We start from the raw sequence: 17,466 nt of genomic DNA, 5'->3' as shown, positions 1-17,466 counted from the left end.
ACTACCGCTCAGCCTGGCCGATCACCTGCCGGACGTGGCCGCTTACTACCGCGCGCTGTGTTCGGAGGTCGGCATGACGCCGCTGATCATCATGCCGGGACCGATCAACCGCGGCATGATCTACCTGCACGAGGATCCGGATCGGGCATGGGCGGAGCTTGGCGACCACATCCTCTGGGAGGCAGTGACTTACGGCGAATGGTCAACCGACCAACGTTCGCTGATGCATCTGCCCGGCGTGCAGACGCTGGACCAGGTGAAGGCATCGGGACGCTACCGCTTTCTGACCCCGGACCAGCTGATCGCCGAGGTGCGTGACGCCGAGAACTACGGACCGCTCGTCATGCACCCGCTGGTTGGTGGCATGCCCGTCGACGAGGCGTGGAAGTCGGTTCAGTTGCTCACCGACAAGGTCCTGCCTGCGCTCGCCTAACTGCATTCCTGTTCGTGATTGCGCGCGAAATTACGGGGTACACGCGCTTCAAGACGCGATAAGGAGATGTAATGAGATCCACGTTCAAAAGGGCCACCGTGGTTTTCGGCGGTGCTGCCATCCTCTGTCTCGGGCTCGGCTTCACCACGCAGACAACTTCTTTGGCAACTGGCGCTCCGGCGGCGCCGGCGCCGCCCACCTCGTCCAACCCGGCGCCGCCCCCGCCACAAGCGCCTTATAGCGACGGCGGCAGCGGTGAAAGCGGCGGTGCCGGTGGAGGTGCTGGTGGCGGAGCCGGTGGTGGTGCCGGCGGCGGCGGTGGCGGAGCCGGTGGTGGCGGCGGTGGCGGAGCCGGTGGCGGCGGCTAAGTCGCTCTGACCGAGCGCTGCTCGAGCCAGTCGGCCAGCGAGCGCCCGGCGTCCAGCACGTGCCGTTCGGCGATCGTGCGTGCCCGCTCGACGTCCTTATCCCCGAACGCGTCCAGCAGCTCCTGGTGTTCGTCGAGCGAGTGCTTCTCGTGTTCGGGAAACACGGCGAGGAAGTTGCTCGGCACCACGCGGGCAGCCTGCTTGATCTGGTTCAGTAGCCGTGGCGAGTGCGCGGCGCGGTGGATCATCTGATGGAAATGCCAGTTGGCCTCTCCGATGCCGTCGTCACCGGACTTCGCCTCAACGTCCGCGGCGAGCGCCCGCAGTCTCTCGAGCTCTTCCTGGCCGATTCGCTCGGCGGCCCAGGCCGCGGCCTGCCCGGTCAGCACGCCGAGGATCGTGAAGCTGTCCATGACGTCCTCGGGGCTGATGCCGATGACCGTGACTCCGCTGCGGGGGGCGACGCGGACCAGGCCTTCGAACGAGAGCTCCAGCAGCGCCTCGCGCACCGGAGTCCGGCTGGTCGCGAACTCCTCGGTGATGGCATCGAGGTCGATGCGGGAATCCGCGGGGAGCGCTCCCGTGAGGATGCGGTCCCGAAGTTCCCGGGCCGCCCGTTCCCGCACGGTGCCGGAGATGTCCATCGCAGCCACGTGTAAACAATATCAAACCGTAAATCTGACGTTTGAAATCTGAAATATCAGATGTTAGATTTCGGACATGCGAAACGACAAAATGGCACTGGTTGCATTCATGCAGGCCGGCAGCACCTCGGTCTATGCGGGCTCGTGGCGACACCCCGCGACCGAACACCGGTACCTGGACGCCTCGTACTACTCGAAGATCGGCCGCCAGCTGGAAGAGGGCTGCTTCGATCTGATGTTCTTTGACGACCGGCTGGCGATGCCTGGGGTGTACGGGGGATCGGTGGACGAGGCGGTCGCGTACGGCGCGCGCCCGGTGAAGCTGGACCTCGGGTCGGTTTTGGGGGTGCTGGCGCAGGCCACGTCGCACATCGGCCTCGGCGCGACGTACTCGACGACCTACTACTTGCCGTTCCACGTCGCCCGGACCTTCGCCACGCTGGATCACCTCTCCGGTGGCCGGGCTGCATGGAACGTCGTCACTTCCGTCAACGACAGCGAGGCCCAGAATTTCGGGGTCGACGCGCACCTGGGGCACGACGAGCGCTACGACCGCGCCGACGAGTTCATGGACGTCGTCACCGGGCTCTGGGACACCTGGGAAGACGACGCGATCCTGCACAACCGGGCATCCGGACGCTACGCCGACCCGGCGAAGGTCCACGAGCTGAATCACGTGGGCCGGTTCTTCTCCGCGCGCGGCCCGCTGACCGTGCCGCGCACCCCGCAAGGCCGACCCGTCATCATCCAGGCCGGATCGTCGGGCCGCGGCCGCGAATTCGCTTCTCGGTGGGCTGAATTGATCTTCACCGGCGACCCCGGGCTGGAAGTCGCGCGCAGCCACTACGCCGACCAGAAGGAACGCATCGCCGATGCCGGGCGCGATCCTGCCGCGGTCCGCATCTGCCCGATGGCCTACGCTGTGGTGGGCGAATCCGAGGCTCACGCCAAGGAGCGCGAAGCTATGTTCCTCAATGATCTGGTGGACCCCATGGCATCGCTAACACTGTTGTCGGAGTTGATGAATTACGACTTCGCGCAGCACGGTCTCGATGACCCGGTGACCGACGAGCTCATCGAGTCCGTCTCCGGTATCCGTGGGCTGGTGCAGAACCTACGCAAGCACATCTCTTCTGAGGGCGGGGGCCGCCCTGTCACCGTGCGGGATCTCGCCGGCCACCGCGCCACGCTGCTGCAGGGGCCCCGATTCGTTGGCACCGGCGAGCAGGTCGCCGACCAGATGGCCGAGTGGTTCGAAAGCGATGCGTGCGACGGCTTCGTCCTGGCGGCAACGCATCTGCCCGGCGCCTTCGAGGACGTGGTGCGCATGGTGGTTCCGCAATTGCAACGACGCGGGTTGTTCCGCACCAAGTATGAATCGTCGACCCTGCGGGGACACCTTGGGCTGCAACGACCTTCGAACGCAAAGGTGACCGCCGGTGCAAATGCTTGACGGCGTGCGGGTACTCGACCTCGCCACCTTGGCCGCCGCCCCGCTGGTGGCGACCTACCTCGGCGAGTTCGGTGCCGACGTCATCAAAGTCGAGGATCCACGCAACGGTGACCCGATCCGGGGGTGGGGCAACCAGCGTGAAGGCGTCGGTCTCATGTGGAAGTCGTTGTCGCGCAACAAGCGATCGATCACCCTCGATCTGCGCTGTCCCGAAGGGCAGGAGCTGGTACGCCGCCTGGTGGAACACGCCGACGTCGCCATCTTCAACACCCGTCCGCAGACGCTGCGAAAGTGGGGGCTGGACTACGAGAGTCTGCGCGCGGTGAACGACCGGATCGTGATGCTGCACATCACGGGTTACGGGTTGACCGGCCCCAAGAGTGAGCGTCCGGGGTTCGGCACGCTAGGGGAGGCGATGAGCGGATTCGCCCACATCACCGGTCACGCCGGTGGGCCGCCCACGCTGCCACCGTTCATGCTGGCCGACGGTGTGGCATCGCTGAACGCCACCTACGCGGTGATGATGGCGCTCTATCACCGCGACGTGCACGGCGGGCCGGGACAGCTGATCGACGTCAACCTGATCGATCCGTTGGCTCGCCTGCTCGAGCAGACGCTGCTGGGCTACGACCAATTGGGCTTGGTGCCCGAGCGGTCCGGCAACCGGTGGGACATCTCGGCGCCGCGCAACACCTACCAGACGGCCGACGGGCGCTGGCTTGCCATGTCCGGCAGCTCGCCGGCGCTGGCGCTGCGTGTGTTCAAGGCGATCGGGCGCGACGACCTGGTGACCGATCCCGACTTCTCCGATGCGCAACGGCGCCTGGCCCGGGCCCGCGAGGTCGACGCCGTCGTGGCCGATTGGGTTGCTACCAGGACACTTTCGGAGGCGATGGCCGTCTTCGAGGCACACGAGGTCGCCGCGGCGCCCGTCTATGACATCCGCGACCTGGTCGCCGACGAGCAGCTCACACATCGTGAGGTCTTCGTCTCCGTCGACGACGAGCAACTCGGGCCCATGACGGTGCAGGCCCCCGTCCCGCGTTTCTCGTCGGCGTCCGGGACGGTCGAGCACCTGGGACCCAACCTAGGCGAACACAACGCCGAGGTCTACGGCGAACTACTTGGCTTGACGCCCAACGATGTTGACGACCTACGCGCCCGTGGCGTGTTGTGACAGAAGGAAATACTTCAACGTGACCGATCTTCTCCGTCGTTCCGAGCTGGCGGTGCCCGCGTGCAACGACAACATGTTCGAGAAGGGCGCCAACTGCGGCGCCGATCTGGTGTTCCTCGATCTCGAGGATGCGACGCCCGCCGGTGTCAAAGTGGAGTCGCGCGCCAAAGTGATTGCCGCGCTCAACGACATCGATTGGGGACGCACCGCACGCGCGATCCGGATCAACGGGCTGGACACCCAGTGGTGTCACGACGATGTCGTCGAGGTGGTGACCAAGGCCGGGGAAAACCTGGACACGATCATCATCCCGAAGGCCCTGCGGGCCCGCGACGTCTGGTGGGTGGACGTCCTGCTTACCCAGCTCGAGGCGAAACTGGGCCTCAGTAAACAGATTCGGCTCGAGGTGCTCGTCGAGGAAGTGGAAGGCCTCGCCAATGCCGAGGAGATCGCGGCGGCCAGCCCGCGGTTGGACGCGTTGATCTTCGGGGTGGGGGACTTCTCGCTGTCGCAGGGCGCACGGGTGGACACCAACTTCGTCCCGCTCGGCGAATACCCAGGCGAATTCTGGGCTTACGCCCGCAACAAGGTGATCGTCGCGGCGCGGATCGCCGGCATCGACGCGATCGATGCGCCCTATCCCGACTACCGGGATCTGTCGGGTTACGAGCGTGACGCCCGGCGCGCGTCCTTGCTGGGCTACACCGGCAAGTGGGCGATCCATCCCGACCAGGTTCCCGTTGCCAACGAGGTCTACGCGCCGACCGCCGACGAAATCGCCCGTGCCGAAGCCAATGTCGCCGCCTATCGGGAAGCCGAGGCCAAGGGTCGCGGCGCGGTCGGGGTCAACGGCGTCCTGGTCGATGCCGCCCACGTCAAGCAGGCGCAGCAGACTCTGGCTCGCGCCGCGTTGATCAACGGCAGCCTCGCTTGATGGCGGCGACCCGCTTCGCCCGGCTTCGCCGCTAGCCGATCACCACCAGGAGGTCGCCGCCTTCGACCTGGGCGGTGGCGGACACCGCGATCCGTGCGACCTTCCCGGCCGTCGGCGTGGTGACGGCGGCCTCCATCTTCATCGCCTCGATCGTCGCAATGGTCTGTCCCGCTTCGACTTCCTCGCCGACCTCGGTGGTCACCGTGACGACGCCGGCGAAGGGTGCGGCGACGTGGTTGGGGTTGCCGCGGTCGGCCTTCTCGGCGGTCGGCACGTCCGCGGCGATGCTGCGGTCGCGGACCACGACGGGACGCAGTTGCCCGTTGAGGATGCACATCACGGTACGCATGCCGCGTTCGTCGGCGTCCGAGATGGCCTCCAGTCCGATGAGCAGTTCGACACCGCGCTCCAGCTCGACTCGATGTTCGTCTCCATGGCGCAGGCCGTAGAAGAACTGATTGGCACTCATTCGGGAGGTGTCGCCGTATTGCTCCCGGTGTTCCTCGAGTTCCTTTGTCGGTCCGGGGAACAGCAGCCGGTTCAGCGTCGCCTGGCGGTCGGTACCAGGAGCGGCCAGCGCCTTCTCGTCTTCGGCCGACAGCTGCTGCTCCGGCTTCGCCGGGCCGCGGCCGTGCAATGCCTTGGTGCGCAGCGGTTCCGGCCAGCCTCCCGGCGGATCCCCGAGTTCCCCGCGCAGGAAGCCGATGACGGAATCCGGGATGTCGTAACGCTCGGGGTCGTCGGCGAAGTCCTGTGCGCTGACGCCCGCACCGACCAGTGCCAGCGCCAGGTCCCCGACCACTTTGCTCGACGGCGTCACCTTGACCAAGTGCCCGAGGATGGCATCGGCTCCCGCGTAAGCGTCTTCGATGTCTTCGAACCGGTCACCGAGACCTAGCGCGATGGCCTGCTGACGCAGGTTGGACAACTGCCCGCCGGGAATTTCGTGCCGGTAGACCCGCCCGGTCGGCGATAACAGCCCGGACTCGAACGGCCCGTACACTTTTCGCAGCGCCTCCCAGTACGGCTCCAGATCGCACACGGCCGAAAGGGACAAGCCGGTGTCGTATTCGGTGTGGGCGGCGGCGGCCACGATGGACGACAGCGCCGGCTGGCTGGTCGTTCCGGCGAGCGGGGCGGCGGCGCCGTCGACGGCGTCGGCTCCTGCGTGCCAAGCCGCCGCGTAGGTCGCCAGTTGCCCACCCGGCGTGTCGTGGGTATGCACGTGCACCGGCAGGTCGAACCGCGACTTGAGCGCGGAAACCAGGGTGGTGGCGGCGGGGGCGCGCAACAACCCGGCCATGTCCTTGATCGCGAGCACGTGTGCGCCCGCGGAGACGATCTGGTCGGCCAGCTTCAGGTAATAGTCGAGCGTGTACAGCTTTTCGGCCGGATCGCTGAGGTCACCGGTGTAGGACATCGCCACTTCGGCTATGGCGGTACCGGTTTCGCGGACCGCGTCGATCGCCGGACGCATCGAGTCGACATTGTTCAAAGCGTCGAAGATGCGGAAGATGTCGATGCCGGTCATCGTCGCTTCCTCGACGAACGCCGTCGTGACGGTCTCCGGATACGGCGTGTAGCCAACGGTGTTGCGCCCGCGCAGCAGCATCTGCAGACAGATGTTGGGCATCGCCTCCCGCAGCGCCGCCAGCCGCTCCCAGGGGTCCTCCTTCAAAAACCGCAGCGCGACATCGTAAGTCGCCCCACCCCAGCACTCGACCGACAACAGCTGCGGCATCATCCGTGCGATGTAGGGGGCGATCTTTATCAGGCCGCTGGTGCGGACCCGCGTAGCCAGCAGGGACTGGTGGGCGTCCCGGAACGTGGTGTCCGTGACGCCGACTCCCCGTGACTCGCGGAGCCAGGCCGCGAATCGTTCGGGCCCGAGTTCGGTCAAGCGCTGCTTGGATCCCGCCGGCGGGTCTGCCGACAGGTCGATGTCGGGGAGCTTGTCGTGCGGATAGATCGTCGACGGGCGCTCGCCGTGTGGCTTGTTGACCGTGACGTCGGCCAGATAATTGAGGATCTTGGTGCCGCGGTCCGCCGAACTGCGTGCCGTGAGCAACTGCGGGCGCTCCTCGATGAACGAGGTCGTGATGCGGCCGGCCTGAAAGTCCGGGTCGTCCAAAACCGCCTGCAGGAACGGGATGTTCGTCGAGACCCCGCGGATGCGGAATTCCGCGACCGCGCGGCGTGCGCGCCGTACCGCCGTGGCGAAATCGCGGCCGCGACAGGTCAGCTTGATCAGCATCGAGTCGAAGTGCGCGCTGACCTCCGCGCCCAGCATCGTGCCGCCGTCCAGCCGAATCCCGGCTCCGCCCGGCGAGCGATAGGCGGTGATCCTGCCGGTGTCCGGCCGGAAGCCGTTGGCCGGATCCTCGGTGGTGATCCGGCACTGCAATGCGGCGCCGTGCGGAACGACCGAATCTTGGCTCAGGCCAATCTGTTCCAGAGTCTTACCGCTGGCGATCCGTAGCTGGGCCGACACGAGATCGACGTCGGTGATCTCCTCGGTGACCGTGTGCTCGACCTGGATGCGGGGGTTCATCTCGATGAACACGTGGTTGCCGCGTTCATCAAGCAAGAATTCCACCGTGCCCGCACATGTATAGCCGATACTCTGCGCGAAAGCCACCGCGTCCGCGCAGATCCGTTCGCGCAGTGCGGGATCCAGATTGGGCGCCGGGGCGATCTCGATAACCTTCTGGTGCCGCCGCTGGACACTGCAGTCTCGTTCGTAGAGGTGAATGACGTTGCCGTGGGTATCGGCAAGGATCTGCACCTCGATGTGCCGCGGATTGATAACCGCCTGCTCGAGGAAGACCGCGGCGTCGCCGAATGCGGATTCGGCCTCGCGGCTGGCCGCGTCGATCGCCTCGGACAGCCCCGCTCGCTCGGCGACCCGGCGCATTCCCCGGCCACCGCCACCGGCAACGGCTTTGACGAACAGTGGAAACGTCATCGACTCGGCGGCGGCCAGTAGTTCGTCCGCCGACGTCGAGGGAGCCGAGGACGCCAGCACCGGAAGCCCCGCCGCCCGGGCCGCGGCGATCGCCCGCGACTTGTTGCCCGTGAGTTCGAGCACCTCGGCGCTCGGGCCGACGAAGGTAATGCCGGCCGCCGCGCACGCCGCCGCCAGGTCCGGATTCTCCGACAGGAAGCCGTAGCCGGGGTAGATCGCGTCAGCCCCGCACGCCAGCGCCGTCTCGACGATGTCGTCGACCGACAGGTAGGCGCGGACCGGATGGCCCTCCTCACCGATCTGGTAGGACTCGTCGGCCTTCAACCGGTGGATGGAATTTCGGTCCTCGTACGGATAGACCGCGACGGTCGCCAACTCCAACTCGTAGGCCGCGCGAAACGCGCGGATCGCGATTTCTCCCCGATTAGCGACAAGTACTTTCTCAAACACGGTATTTACGATAGAGCGCGTTGCGGTGGTCCGACATACTCGCTGAGAGGACGGATCAACGCGTTGGACGCGGTCTGCTCGATGATGTGGGCGGTCCATCCCGTGATACGGCTCATCACGAAAATCGGCGTGAACATGCCGATGTCAAATCCCATCAGGTGGTAGGCCGGCCCGGTCGGGAAATCCAGGTTGGGTTTGATCCCGTTGGCGTCGGCCATGCCCTTTTCCAGGACCTCGTAGATGTCGAGCCACTTCTGACCGTTGCGAGCGGCGGCGACGCGGTTAAGCGCTTCCTTCATGGTCGGCACCCGCGAGTCACCGTTCTTGTACACCCGGTGGCCGAAGCCCATGATCTTGTCCTTGCGGGCCAACTTGCCCTGAAGCCACTCCGACGCCCTGTCGGCCGAGCCGATCTCGAGCATGTCGTGCATCACGGCCTCGTTGGCGCCGCCGTGCAGCGGACCCTTCAACGCACCGATGGCGGCCGTGACCGCGCTGTAGATGTCGGACTGGGTGGAGGTGACCACCCGGGCGGCGAACGTGGACGCGTTGAAGCTGTGCTCGGCATAGAGCACCATCGACTGCTCGAAGGCGTCCACCACCACCTGCTCGGGCACGTCGCCGAAGCACATGTGCAGGAAGTTCTGCGCGTAGTTCATGTGGCTGTGCGGCGCGATGGGGTCCAGGCCGCGGCGACGACGCATGTCGGCGGCGACGATGGTGGGCAGCACCGCGAACATGCGCAGCGCCTTGCCGTAGTTCGCCGCTTCGCTGCTGTCGTCCTCTTCGGGGTCCTCGGCGCCCATGGTGCTGATGAAAGTGCGCACGACGTCCATCGGGTGGCAGGTGTCGGGCAGTTTGGCCAGCAGTGACAGCTGCGACCGGTTCAGCCGCCGCGCGGCCCGCTCGCGCTGCGTGAACAGCGCAAGCTGTTGGTCGTCGGGCAACTCGCCGTGCCACAACAGGTAGGCCACCTGCTCAAAGCTGCAGTGGGCTGCCAGATCCTGCACGGCATACCCGCGGTAAGTCAGGGAGTTGGTCTCCGGGACCACCTTGGAGATGGCGGTGGTGTCGACGACGACACCGGCCAGCCCCTTGTAGATGCGCGGCTTGTCTTCGATGTTGCTGCTCATGGCTGGACTCCTTCGAGAGCGAAGTTGTAGATCTCGGAATCGAATTGGTTGTAATCGGAATAGCGGAGCAGCTCGTAGAGCCGACTGCGGTGTTGCATTCGGTCCAGCAGTCCGGATTGCGTTCCGGTGTCGGAGATTTCACGGAGGCCGGCCTCGACAGCTTGCATGGCCAGGCGGAGCGTGGTCACCGGGTAGATCACCACGTTGTAGCCGATGTCGGACAGTTGCTTGGTGGTCAGCAGCTGCGACTTGCCGAACTCGGTCATGTTGGCCAGCAACGGCGTGTCCACCGCAGCGCGGAATTGCTCGAATTCGACTGGGGTGTGCAGAGCTTCGGTGAAGATCAAATCGGCGCCGGCGTCAGCGTAGGCCTTCGCCCGGTCGATCGCCGCGGGAATGCCTTCGATGCCCGCGGCGTCGGTGCGGGCGCAAATGATGAAATTGGGGTCACGGCGGGCGGATACCACGGCCCGTAGGCGTTTGATCATTTCGCTGGCGGATACCACAGCCTTGCCGTCGAGATGCCCACAGCGCTTGGGGTTTTCCTGGTCTTCCAGGTGACAGCCGGCCAGTCCGGCATCCTCCAGCACGGTGATCGTGCGGGCCGCACTCATCGGTTCGCCGAAGCCGGTGTCGGCGTCGATGAGGGTCGGCAGGTCGGTCACGCCGGCGATCTGGGCGCCGCGGCCGCTGACTTCGGTCAAAGTGGTCAACCCGATGTCGGGCAGCCCGAGGTCAGCCGACAGCACCGCCCCCGACACGTACACCCCCTCGAATCCGAGCTCGGCCACCAGCTTGGCTACCAGAGGCGAGAAGGCTCCCGGGAAGCGTTGCAGCCGACCGCTTTCCAGCGCGTTGCGAAAAGCCGCCCGCTTCTGCGCTGCGGGCACGGCACTTGCGATCAGCCCGCTCATCAGAAGATCCCCGATGGAATCACCGGTGCGTTGTCGAGCACGAGCGGACCGACCCTGATGTTGAGCACACCCAGCGCGCCCGCCTGGAGGTCCGGAAGGGCTTCCACCGCCGACAGGAACCGTTGCTGCTCCGCTTCGGCAACGACACCCTCGGCCAGCTCGGTGAACTTACCGATGTATTGCTTGCGCTCAAATGGGCGGGCTCCCAACGGATGAGCGTCCGCGACGGCAATCTCGTCGACGATCACCTCGCCACTCTTCAGGGTGACTTCCGCCCGGGCGCCGAAGGCCTTTTCCGCCGGGTCGGTGGAGTGGTAGCGCCGGGTCCATTCGGGGTCTTCGACCGTGGAGATCTTGTGCCACAAATCGATGGTGTCGGGGCGGTGCGCCCGCTCCGGCGCGTAGGACCGCTCGTGGTGCCAAGCGCCGTCCTGCAACGCGACGGCGAAGATGTACATCACCGAGTGGTCCAACGTCTCTCGAGATGCGTCGGGGTCCATCTTCTGTGGGTCATTGGATCCCGTGCCGATCACGTAGTGCGTGTGGTGGCTGGCGTGCAGCACGATCGTCGCGACCTGGCTCAGGTCGCCGATGCGCTCGCGCAGCCGCCGGGCCAGGTCGATCAGCGCCTGGCTCTGGTATTCCGCGGAGTGCTCCTTGGTGTAGGTGTCCAGGATCGCGCGCTTGGGCTCCCCGGGCTCGGGCAGCGGCACCTGATACGTGTGCTCGGGACCCGAGAGCAGCCAGGCGATCACGCCGTCTTCGCCCTCCCAGATCGGGGCGGGCGCGCCCTCACCACGCATGGCGCGGTCGACGGCCTCGACGGCGACCTTGCCGGCCCAGGCGGGCGCGTACGCCTTCCAGCTGGAGATCAGGCCTTTGCGCGACTGCCGGGTGGAGGTCGTCAGGTGCAGCGCCTGGCCGACCGCCTGGTAGATGGTCTCCTTGTCCAGGCGCAGCATGGTGCCCAGACCCGCAGCAACCGACGGGCCGAGGTGTGCGACGTGGTCGATCTTGTGCTCGTGCAGGCAGATGCCCTTGACCAGGTCGACCTGGATCTCGTAGCCGGTGGCGATACCGCGGATGAGGTCGGCGCCACCTATCCCGAGGTGCTGCGCAACGGCCACCAGGGCGGGGATGTTGTCACCCGGGTGCGAGTACTCGGCGGCCAGAAAGGTGTCGTGAAAGTCCAATTCGCGTACCGCTACGCCGTTGGCCCAGGCAGCCCACTCGGGCGAGTAGTCGCCGCCGATACCGAAAACCTTGGCGCCCTTGAACGAATTCGGATGCGCTTGCGCCTGCGCACGGGCGACCGCAACCGGACGGCGGGTCACCGACGCTGCAGAGACAGAGGCGTTGTCGATGATGCGGTTGATCACCATCGCCTCGGTCTCCGCGGGCACGGCGACCGGGTCCGCCGCGACCTCGGCGATCTTCCAGGCCAGGTGCTCACTACGGGGGAAGTCCTCGGCACTGCGCCGGGTTCGAACGTTATGGATGCGCATAAGTCGCACAGTACGCAGCTTGGCCTGCTTCGTAAATGCGCTGTAAAAGCGTAATTTTGTGTCCTGGTCAATTGAATTTTGCGAACGTTGTGAAAGGCGCTGAGCGTATGGTGATGCGGGTGGCGAAGACGTTCGCCGGCGCGCGGCTACGGCGCTTACGCGAGGACCACGGGTTGACGCAGGTGGCGATGGCCCGCGTCTTGGGCCTGTCGACCAGCTACGTCAATCAGCTCGAAAACGACCAGCGCCCGATCACGGTCCCCGTGCTGCTCACGCTCACTGAGCGGTTCGATTTGCCGACCCAGTACTTCGCGCCGGATTCCGATGCGCGGCTGGTCTCCGATCTGCGCGAGGTGCTTGCCGAGACATCCGCGACCGCAGGGCAGATCGAGGAACTCGTCGCCCGGATGCCCGCCGTCGGCCAGACGCTGGTCAACCTGCACCGGCGGTTACACGACACCACGACCGATCTCGAAGCGCTGCACAGCCGGGCCAACGTCGAGACGACGGCTGTCTCGCAACAGCCGATGCCTTTCGAAGAGGTCCGCGATTTTTTCTATGACCGCAAGAACTACATAGGAGAGCTGGACCTCGCGGCCGAGGAGCTGTTCACTCAGAACCGCTTGCGGATCGGAGGACTCGACGGTCAGCTGACCGAACTGCTGGCCGACAAACTCCGTGTCACCGTGTCGATCGACGACGGGCAGACGCTAAATCTCAACTCCAAGCGCATGTTTGCGCCCGAATCTCGAACCTTGTACCTGGCGCGCTGGCTACATCCCGGCCAACGCGCCTTCCAGCTTGCGACGCAGATCGCGCTGCTCACCCGCGCTGACTTGATTGACGGCATCATCGCCGCAGACGACCAACTAAGCGACGATGCGCGTGGTGTCGCGCGGATTGGTCTCGCCAACTATTTCGCCGGCGCCCTGCTCCTGCCCTACCTGAGGTTCCTCGACGCCGCCGAGAGCGTCCGCTACGACATCGACCAACTAGCAAGACGATTCGAGGTGGGCTTCGAAACCATCTGCCACCGCCTGTCCACCCTGCAACGCCCGAGTGCGAGAGGGGTTCCGTTCATCTTCGTGCGCACCGACAGCGCTGGAAACATCTCTAAGCGGCAGTCCGCCACGGCATTTCACTTCTCCCGCGTCGGCGGAAACTGCCCCTTGTGGGTGGTCCACCACGCCTTCTCCCGGCCCGGTCAATTCCTGACGCAGGTGGCCCAGATGCCCGACGAGCGCACCTACTTCTGGATCGCGAGAACAACCACCACTGAGGCCAGCCGCTACCTCGGCCCGGACAAGAGCTTCGCCATCGGACTCGGCTGCGATGTGGCGCACGCCGAGAAGCTGATTTACTCGGCCGGGATCGATCTGACGGATCCCGAGCCGGTCGTGCCGATCGGTGCCGGCTGCAAGATCTGCGACCGGCCCGCCTGCCCGCAGCGGGCGTTTCCCTTTCTCGGCCACCCGGTTTACGTCGACCCGCACAGCAGCACCGATCTGCCCTATCCACCCGCGATCGCTACGTAGGCTGACGCGCGACCTCTAAGGTTGCAGGAATGAGCGCTCACAAAGTAGCGATACTCGATGACTACTCGGGCGTGGCCTTGGAGGTCGCGGACTGGTCGCCGGTTCAGAACCGCGCTGAGATAACGGTTTTCGACCGGCACCTCGCGGAGGACGAGGCCGTGGACGCGCTGCGGCCCTTCGATGTGGTCTGCACTCTGCGCGAGCGGATGGCGTTTCCGCGGACGCTGATCGAGCGCTTGCCGAATCTCGGGCTGATTACCATCGTTGGGCGGAACCTGCCGAACCTTGACATGGCGGCGGCAACTGAGCGCGGGATTGTGGTCGCCCATTCGGATTTCGCCCATCCCCGTTTCCGGTCCCTTCGCGATGCCACCCCGGAATTCACCTGGGGGCTGTTGATCGCCACCGTGCGCCATCTGGCCGAGGAGCATCGCCGGATGCGCGAGGGCGCGTGGCAGACCACCATGGGTATGACGTTGTCCGGCAAGACGCTCGGTCTCATCGGCCTGGGCCGGATCGGCACGCGCATGGCCGAATACGCGAAAGTGTTTGGCATGGAGGTCATCGCGTGGAGTCAAAATCTCACCGAGGAGGCCGCCGCCGCGTTGGGCGTACGCCGCGTTGAAAAGGCGGCGCTCTTCGCCGAGTCCGACGTGGTGTCCCTCCACGTGGTGCTGTCGGAGCGCACCCAGGGTCTGGTCGGCGAAGCCGAGCTGGGACTGATGAAGCCGCAGGCCTACCTGATCAACACGTCGCGGGGGCCGATCGTGGACGAGGGTGCCCTGGTCGCCGCGCTGAAGGCCGAACGGATCGCGGGTGCCGGGCTCGACGTTTTCGACATCGAGCCACTGCCGTCCGAGCATCCCTTGCGACAACTCCCGAACGTGACGCTGTCCCCACACCTGGGATACGTCACCCGCGAGATGCTGGGCGCCTTCTACTCCGACACCGTGGAAGCCGTCGTGGCCTGGCTGGATGGGACCCCCATTCGGATCGCCAATCCCGAGGCTTTCCAAAAACGGACGTCATGAGGCTCGTGACCGCTTCCAGTGCGGACTCTTGACCGCCGCGAGCGCCTCGGTCACGTAGCGATCCAACGGCCACGTCTTGCCGGACTGCCGGACCCACCGCTGGAAGCCGAAATCCGCTGCCGCAAAAGCTAGTTGAACCAGGAGTCCCGGACGGATGTCGGTTTCCGGATTGACGCGCATGCGTTCGGCGACGAGTTTGGTCGCCCGCTCCTTATCGGCGGGCGTGTGCACCGTGACCCTGTCGAGCAGGTCGGGAGCGACCAGCAGAGCCGCCCGCCAGTCTTCGGTGTCGCCCTGCTCAAAGGAGCGGGTCCGCGTGATGATGGCGTTGATCAGCGCGACGTCGGGCGACTCGCCGGCGGGCCGCTGTTCGAGGAGGTGGACGATCGCGGCACCGCCGTGGCGAACGGGTGCGAGGAACAGCTCCTCCTTCGTCGGCACATGCCGGAAGAAGGTGCGCGGGGAAACGCCTGCGGCAGTGGCAATTTCCTCCGTCGTCACGGCGTCGTAGCCGCGCTCGACGAACAGCCGGAACGCGGCGCGCCTGATGTCGGCCCGGATCTGCGCGCGCTGCCGATCCCGCAGCGACTCCGGCCTCGCGTTCATCGGAAGCAGCCGATCCCACCGTCGACGTGGATTGTCTGACCGGTGATGAACGTCGCGTCGGAACCGAGCAGGAATGCCACCAGCGCGCCCACATCCGTACGGACATCGCCGATACGCTTCATGGGCACGCGTCCCACCGCCTTGTCGTATTCCTTGGGCGCGAACGACTTCCAGAACTTGACGCCGTCTGACTCGGCGAACGGGCAGATGACGTTGACGCGGATATTGTCGCGCCCCCACTCCAGGGCGGCGACCTTCGACAGGCCGCGGATGCCCTCCTTGGCCGTGGCATAACCACCCCACTTGGGCTCGCCACCGGTTCCCGTCCCCGAGCCGAGGTTGACGATCGACCCGCCGCCGGCCGAAACCATCAGCGGGTGTACGGCCTGCATGAGCAGGAAGGTCGCGCGAGGGCCGACGTCGTGGCCGAGCGCGATGTCCTCGAGCGTGATGTCGACGAATGCCTTGGGCTCGTTGGTGGCAATGGCGTTGTTGACTAGGCCGTGCACCGTGCCGAATGCGTCGACCGCGGCCGCCGCGATCAGCCGCGCGCTGTCCGGGTCGCGTAGGTCGGCGACCAGCATCTCGGCCCGGCCGAGTTCATTCAACTCGGCGGTTGTCGCGTTCAGCTTCTCGTCTTGGATGTCGACAAGCAGCACCTGGGCGCCGCGTTCGAGCAGTGCGGCCGCGACGCCCTTGCCCACACCCTGGGCGGCGCCGGTGACGATCGCGACGTGGCCGCGCATCGAGTTGGGGTGGGTGTAAGTCACTGAAAGGGTCCCATCTGCAGCCGCACTCCGCGATACATCTCATAGGTGCTGCGCACGCCGTCGGGCAATTCGATGAACTCGACCGGCGTGCCGTCGGGATCCTTGACGAAAAACATTCGGACGCCGCCGATCTCGAAGGGATCCTGGTCGGGTGGGTATCCCGCGGCGACGATACGGCGATGGGTGTCGTCGAGATCGCGTACCGACAGCGACACGTTGTGTATCCCGGTGATACCGCGGCGGGGCGGTTTGTCTGTTGCGGGTTTGGCTCCGAGCGACAGCAGCTCGACCATCAGCCCGCCCAGCAGTCCGCCGACAACGCGGCCCTCCTGCTTGCGGGTGGCGTGCAACACCTCGTCGAAGGGCTCGCCCGAGATGAGGGTTTCAAAGACGATCTCCATCCCGAGCACGTCACGGTAGAACGCCAGTGCGCGGTCCATATCCGTGACTCCGACGACGAGATGGCAGAACGAGACGTCGCTGAGGACGGTCACGACAGCTGGATGTCGGGAGCGGGGCGACCGGCGAACAGCGGCAGGTCGAGGTAGGTCTTGATGCCGGGTTCGGCGGCGCACACGTCGGGAATCGCGTTGACACAATGGTTGGCCGTGACCACCACGCCGGGATTCTTCACCAGGCCTTCGGCGATGGTCTCCGGTTGCAGTCCTTTGAAGGTCAGCTTCACCGGAGGGTCGCCGGTGATCTCGACCTCGAACCGCTCGCCGATACCGCCGAAATTCCAACCCGGATCCAGATTTTCCTCGCCCATCAACCAGTTGACCGCCGCCTCGATCACCGGCTCGTCGTCGGCAATGGCCTGCCAGCGGAATCGGCGCGCGGCCACCTGTCCGGTCGTGATCGGGAAGGGTTCGTAGTCGATCGTGGAGGTCGCCACCGCGAACTCCTGAATGGTCTTGATGTTGGGTTCGATACGAAAGCCCATGTGGTCGGCGATCATTCGCACCGACTGCTTGAATCCTGCCTCCAGCAGGCCGGCCATCGGCCCTTGCACGGCTTCCTCCGGGGTGCCACCGAAACCCATGATGTGACGGACGACGTCGGGCGCGTTGTAGGTGCGGATGTCGGAGAACTCCTCGGCGCGAACATGAGTCACCGCTGATGACAGTCCGGATACCATGAGCGGGAATCGCTCCGTGATGCCGCCCGGGTGAATCCCGGAGCCGTGCAGGGTGACACCACCCTCCCGTGCCGCATCGGCGACGGCCTTGTGCCGCGGCAGGTTCATGTCGGGGTAAACCCAGCCGACCGGCGTGACGACGTTCTTGCCGGACCGCAGAATCGAAATGACCTCTTCGTCATTGGGGATCAGCGGGCTGTACATCACGCAGTCGGCGTCCAGCGCGAGGATCTCGTCGATGTTGGAAGTCGCCGCGATCCCCAGGTCTCCCTTCCCGATGATGTGGCCCACGTCTACGCCGTTCTTGTCCGCGCTGTGCACCCAGCAGCCGGCGAGTTCAAGCTGCGGGTGATTGAGCACGCACCCGATGGCCGCTTTGCCGACGCCTCCGGTTGCCCACTGGATGACAC

At 65.7% G+C, this 17,466-nt stretch carries 15 protein-coding genes and 1 pseudogene; 7 read left to right on the top strand and 9 right to left on the bottom strand.

What is annotated here, in order from left to right:
• Both JOZ00_RS27150 and JOZ00_RS27145 read left to right on the top strand, forming a co-directional pair.
• Nucleotides 1-433 (top strand): annotated as a pseudogene (locus JOZ00_RS27150) (LLM class flavin-dependent oxidoreductase); the annotation flags it as partial.
• A 255-nt stretch (nucleotides 434-688) separates the two neighbouring features.
• Entirely contained in the window at nucleotides 689-811 is a 123-nt protein-coding gene (locus JOZ00_RS27145) for a hypothetical protein (protein WP_293350837.1), read from the top strand.
• On the opposite strand, the gene JOZ00_RS27140 is transcribed toward JOZ00_RS27145, so the two are convergent.
• Complete coding sequence (locus tag JOZ00_RS27140; RefSeq protein ID WP_293350835.1) at nucleotides 798-1,454, bottom strand: GntR family transcriptional regulator; 657 nt, start codon at nucleotides 1,452-1,454, stop codon at nucleotides 798-800. The two genes, JOZ00_RS27145 and JOZ00_RS27140, sit on opposite strands and share 14 nt — an antisense overlap.
• Nucleotides 1,455-1,521: 67 nt before the next feature.
• Here JOZ00_RS27140 and JOZ00_RS27135 point away from each other — a divergent pair, with 67 nt between their 5' ends.
• The 3 genes from JOZ00_RS27135 to JOZ00_RS27125 are packed head-to-tail and all read left to right on the top strand — an operon-like array spanning nucleotide 1,522 to nucleotide 5,009.
• Nucleotides 1,522-2,898 carry an LLM class flavin-dependent oxidoreductase gene (locus JOZ00_RS27135; protein WP_293350833.1) on the top strand — a complete coding sequence of 459 codons (1,377 nt, stop codon included), beginning with the start codon at nucleotides 1,522-1,524 and terminating at the stop codon, nucleotides 2,896-2,898.
• Nucleotides 2,891-4,075, top strand: a complete 1,185-nt coding sequence (locus JOZ00_RS27130) for a CoA transferase (RefSeq protein WP_293350843.1) — start codon at nucleotides 2,891-2,893, stop codon at nucleotides 4,073-4,075. The genes JOZ00_RS27135 and JOZ00_RS27130 overlap by 8 nt, the downstream gene beginning before the upstream one ends.
• Nucleotides 4,076-4,094: 19 nt before the next feature.
• Complete coding sequence (locus JOZ00_RS27125) at nucleotides 4,095-5,009, top strand: CoA ester lyase (protein ID WP_293350831.1); 915 nt, start codon at nucleotides 4,095-4,097, stop codon at nucleotides 5,007-5,009.
• Between the two features lie 31 nt (nucleotides 5,010-5,040).
• On the opposite strand, the gene JOZ00_RS27120 is transcribed toward JOZ00_RS27125, so the two are convergent.
• Genes JOZ00_RS27120 through prpD form a run of 4 tightly spaced genes read right to left on the bottom strand, consistent with a single transcriptional unit; the run spans nucleotide 5,041 to nucleotide 11,976 of the window.
• Nucleotides 5,041-8,424 (bottom strand): pyruvate carboxylase, encoded by a 3,384-nt coding sequence (locus tag JOZ00_RS27120; RefSeq protein ID WP_293350829.1) that lies wholly within the window; start codon nucleotides 8,422-8,424, stop codon nucleotides 5,041-5,043.
• Nucleotides 8,425-8,429: 5 nt separating this feature from the next.
• On the bottom strand, nucleotides 8,430-9,557 hold the full coding sequence (locus JOZ00_RS27115) for a bifunctional 2-methylcitrate synthase/citrate synthase (protein WP_293350827.1): 1,128 nt from the start codon (nucleotides 9,555-9,557) through the stop codon (nucleotides 8,430-8,432).
• Complete coding sequence (gene prpB / locus JOZ00_RS27110) at nucleotides 9,554-10,471, bottom strand: methylisocitrate lyase (protein WP_293350824.1); 918 nt, start codon at nucleotides 10,469-10,471, stop codon at nucleotides 9,554-9,556. The genes JOZ00_RS27115 and prpB overlap by 4 nt, the downstream gene beginning before the upstream one ends.
• Nucleotides 10,471-11,976, bottom strand: coding sequence for a 2-methylcitrate dehydratase PrpD (gene prpD / locus JOZ00_RS27105; RefSeq protein ID WP_293350821.1), 1,506 nt, complete (start codon nucleotides 11,974-11,976; stop codon nucleotides 10,471-10,473). The genes prpB and prpD overlap by 1 nt, the downstream gene beginning before the upstream one ends.
• A gap of 110 nt (nucleotides 11,977-12,086) precedes the next feature.
• On the opposite strand from prpD, the gene JOZ00_RS27100 reads away from it, so the two are divergent.
• Complete coding sequence (locus JOZ00_RS27100) at nucleotides 12,087-13,511, top strand: short-chain fatty acyl-CoA regulator family protein (protein ID WP_293350840.1); 1,425 nt, start codon at nucleotides 12,087-12,089, stop codon at nucleotides 13,509-13,511.
• Nucleotides 13,512-13,540: 29 nt separating this feature from the next.
• Complete coding sequence (locus tag JOZ00_RS27095; RefSeq protein WP_293350818.1) at nucleotides 13,541-14,542, top strand: D-2-hydroxyacid dehydrogenase family protein; 1,002 nt, start codon at nucleotides 13,541-13,543, stop codon at nucleotides 14,540-14,542.
• On the opposite strand, the gene JOZ00_RS27090 is transcribed toward JOZ00_RS27095, so the two are convergent.
• The 4 genes from JOZ00_RS27090 to JOZ00_RS27075 form a co-directional block, all read right to left on the bottom strand.
• Nucleotides 14,537-15,148 carry a TetR/AcrR family transcriptional regulator gene (locus JOZ00_RS27090; protein WP_293350815.1) on the bottom strand — a complete coding sequence of 204 codons (612 nt, stop codon included), beginning with the start codon at nucleotides 15,146-15,148 and terminating at the stop codon, nucleotides 14,537-14,539. The two genes, JOZ00_RS27095 and JOZ00_RS27090, sit on opposite strands and share 6 nt — an antisense overlap.
• On the bottom strand, nucleotides 15,145-15,918 hold the full coding sequence (locus tag JOZ00_RS27085; protein ID WP_293350812.1) for an SDR family NAD(P)-dependent oxidoreductase: 774 nt from the start codon (nucleotides 15,916-15,918) through the stop codon (nucleotides 15,145-15,147). Before JOZ00_RS27085 ends, JOZ00_RS27090 begins: the two co-directional genes overlap by 4 nt.
• Nucleotides 15,915-16,412, bottom strand: a complete 498-nt coding sequence (locus JOZ00_RS27080; protein WP_293350809.1) for a VOC family protein — start codon at nucleotides 16,410-16,412, stop codon at nucleotides 15,915-15,917. Before JOZ00_RS27080 ends, JOZ00_RS27085 begins: the two co-directional genes overlap by 4 nt.
• On the bottom strand, nucleotides 16,409-17,466 hold a 1,058-nt coding region (locus JOZ00_RS27075; protein ID WP_293350806.1), incomplete at its 5' end, for a dihydrodipicolinate reductase. The genes JOZ00_RS27080 and JOZ00_RS27075, both read right to left, overlap by 4 nt.

The organism is Mycobacterium sp. (genome assembly GCF_019243155.1).
Taxonomy (GTDB): domain Bacteria; phylum Actinomycetota; class Actinomycetes; order Mycobacteriales; family Mycobacteriaceae; genus Mycobacterium.
Note: the sequence above shows the minus strand (reverse complement) of the source record. Positions and strands in the feature narration are given on the sequence as shown.

What these genes read in the sequence shown, in the direction of transcription:
- JOZ00_RS27135 (WP_293350833.1), top strand. Translation starts at nt 1,522, where the DNA reads ATGCGAAACGACAAAATGGCACTGGTTGCATTCATGCAGGCCGGCAGC.
- JOZ00_RS27130 (WP_293350843.1), top strand. Translation starts at nt 2,891, where the DNA reads ATGCTTGACGGCGTGCGGGTACTCGACCTCGCCACCTTGGCCGCCGCC.
- JOZ00_RS27115 (WP_293350827.1), bottom strand. Translation starts at nt 9,557, where the DNA reads ATGAGCAGCAACATCGAAGACAAGCCGCGCATCTACAAGGGGCTGGCC.
- prpB (WP_293350824.1), bottom strand. Translation starts at nt 10,471, where the DNA reads ATGAGCGGGCTGATCGCAAGTGCCGTGCCCGCAGCGCAGAAGCGGGCG.
- prpD (WP_293350821.1), bottom strand. Translation starts at nt 11,976, where the DNA reads ATGCGCATCCATAACGTTCGAACCCGGCGCAGTGCCGAGGACTTCCCC.
- JOZ00_RS27095 (WP_293350818.1), top strand. Translation starts at nt 13,541, where the DNA reads ATGAGCGCTCACAAAGTAGCGATACTCGATGACTACTCGGGCGTGGCC.
- JOZ00_RS27090 (WP_293350815.1), bottom strand. Translation starts at nt 15,148, where the DNA reads ATGAACGCGAGGCCGGAGTCGCTGCGGGATCGGCAGCGCGCGCAGATC.